1 tRNA gene and 2 rRNA genes (1 of these 3 cut by a window edge) are annotated in these 2500 nt (G+C 55.2%); all 3 read right to left on the reverse strand.

Going from position 1 to position 2500, the window contains the following annotated elements:
• Positions 1-28: 28 nt before the first annotated feature.
• Positions 29-105: transfer RNA gene (locus RFM40_RS33045), tRNA-Met, on the reverse strand.
• A 219-nt stretch (positions 106-324) separates the two neighbouring features.
• A 5S ribosomal RNA gene (gene rrf / locus RFM40_RS33050) occupies positions 325-439 on the reverse strand.
• Between the two features lie 179 nt (positions 440-618).
• Positions 619-2500, reverse strand: a 23S ribosomal RNA gene (locus RFM40_RS33055); it runs 1043 nt beyond the window's last position.

Below are 2500 nucleotides of genomic sequence, written 5' to 3' on the forward strand. Positions count from 1 at the left end.
CGGGACGGTTATGGATTTATGATGAAAGTGGTTGCGGGGACAGGATTTGAACCTGTGACCTTCAGGTTATGAGCCTGACGAGCTACCGGGCTGCTCCACCCCGCGTCAACCATAGAGGTAAGTTTGCGCTTACCGAATTCAAGAGACCGCCAAATGAAAGGGCCGCTTGCGCGGCCCAGGATCCCGTTTGGCGGGCCTTATGCATGCCGCCCAAAAGTGCCGAGCGGTTTTGGGGCAACGACATGCATCAAAGACCGTAAGGAGAAGATTAGTCTCCATCCGGATCCGTTTGATCCGGATGTGAGATGAACGTGCGCTTGGCAGACCTGGCAGCGACCTACTCTCCCGCGTCTTGAGACGAAGTACCATCAGCGCTGGAGCGTTTCACGGCCGAGTTCGGAATGGGATCGGGTGCAGCCGCTCCGCCATAACCACCAGGTCGGCAAAACGCACGTTCAAATCGAGAAGCTGTTTTTGTGCCAAGGCGACGTCTGCGTTTTGCATACGGGCGAAGCCCGCAAGCGCGACTGCGCGTCGCCGGTCGTCCGGCGCCCTCGCGGAGCATAGGCCCCGAAGGGGCCGCTCATGCGTGAGCGCTGATGGATATTAGGAATGAGAACGATCAAGCCGATCGAACTATTAGTACCGGTAAGCTTCAAGCGTTGCCGCTCTTCCACACCCGGCCTATCAACGTGGTCGTCTTCCACGGTTCTCAGGGAATACTCGTTTCAAGGTGGGTTTCCCGCTTAGATGCCTTCAGCGGTTATCCCGTCCGGATATAGCTACCCTGCAATGCGGCTGGCGCCACAACAGGTCCACCAGAGATCCGTCCATCCCGGTCCTCTCGTACTAGGGACAGATCCTTTCAATATTCCTACACCCACGGCAGATAGGGACCGAACTGTCTCACGACGTTCTGAACCCAACTCACGTACCGCTTTAAATGGCGAACAGCCATACCCTTGGGACCTGCTCCAGCCCCAGGATGCGATGAGTCGACATCGAGGTGCCAAACAACCCCGTCGATATGGACTCTTGGGGGTCATCAGCCTGTTATCCCCGGCGTACCTTTTATCCGTTGAGCGATGGCCCTTCCACGCGGGACCACCGGATCACTATGACCGACTTTCGTCTCTGCTCGACTTGTCAGTCTCGCAGTCAGGCAGGCTTATGCCATTGCACTCAGCGAACGATTTCCGACCGTTCTGAGCCCACCATCGCGCGCCTCCGTTACTCTTTAGGAGGCGACCGCCCCAGTCAAACTACCCACCATACATTGTCCCGGACCCGGATAACGGGCCGCGGTTAGACATCCATAGTAATAAGGGTGGTATTTCAAGGGTGGCTCCACCTGAGCTGGCGCCCAGGCTTCAAAGCCTACCACCTATCCTACACATGCCACTACGAATGCCAATGTAAAGCTATAGTAAAGGTGCACGGGGTCTTTCCGTCTAACCGCAGGAACCCCGCATCTTCACGGGGAATTCAATTTCACTGAGTCTATGCTGGAGACAGCGGGGAAGTCGTTACGCCATTCGTGCAGGTCGGAACTTACCCGACAAGGAATTTCGCTACCTTAGGACCGTTATAGTTACGGCCGCCGTTTACTGGGGCTTCGATTCAGAGCTTGCACCCCTCCTCTTAACCTTCCAGCACCGGGCAGGCGTCAGACCCTATACGTCGCCTTGCGGCTTCGCAGAGCCCTGTGTTTTTGATAAACAGTCGCTACCCCCTGGTCTGTGCCACCCTCCTCTGCTTGCGCAGAAAAGGGTCACGCTTCTTCCGAAGTTACGCGTGCAATTTGCCGAGTTCCTTCAGCATAGTTCTCTCAAGCGCCTTGGTATACTCTACCTGACCACCAGTGTCGGTTTCGGGTACGGTCTATAAGGAGGAGCTATTTCCTGGAACCACTCCGCTGCCCTTTCAATCCGATAAGATTGGACAACTTGTGTGATCCGTCACTACCTCCAGGCCCACGAATATTAACGTGGTTCCCATCGACTACGCGTTTCCGCCTCGTCTTAGGGGCCGGCTAACCCTGCTCAGATTAACTTTAAGCAGGAACCCTTGGTCTTTCGGCGGGGGAGTCTCTCACTCCCCTTACGTTACTCATGTCAGCATTCGCACTTCTGATACCTCCACCGCCCCTCACGGGTACGGCTTCATCAGCTTACAGAACGCTCCGCTACCGCTCGTGATTGCTCACGAACCCTAAGCTTCGGTGTATGGCTTTAGCCCCGTTACATTTTCGGCGCAAAGACCCTTATTTAGACCAGTGAGCTGTTACGCTTTCTTTAAATGATGGCTGCTTCTAAGCCAACATCCTGGTTGTTTTGGGATCCTCACATCCTTTCCCACTTAGCCATAACTTGGGGACCTTAGCTGTAGGTCAGGGTTGTTTCCCTTTTCACGACGGACGTTAGCACCCGCCGTGTGTCTGCCGACTAGTACTCCCAGGTATTCGGAGTTTGGTTAGGTTTGGTAATCCGGTGAGGACCCC

It is taken from the genome of Mesorhizobium captivum, assembly GCF_033977165.1.
GTDB lineage: Bacteria > Pseudomonadota > Alphaproteobacteria > Rhizobiales > Rhizobiaceae > Mesorhizobium > Mesorhizobium captivum.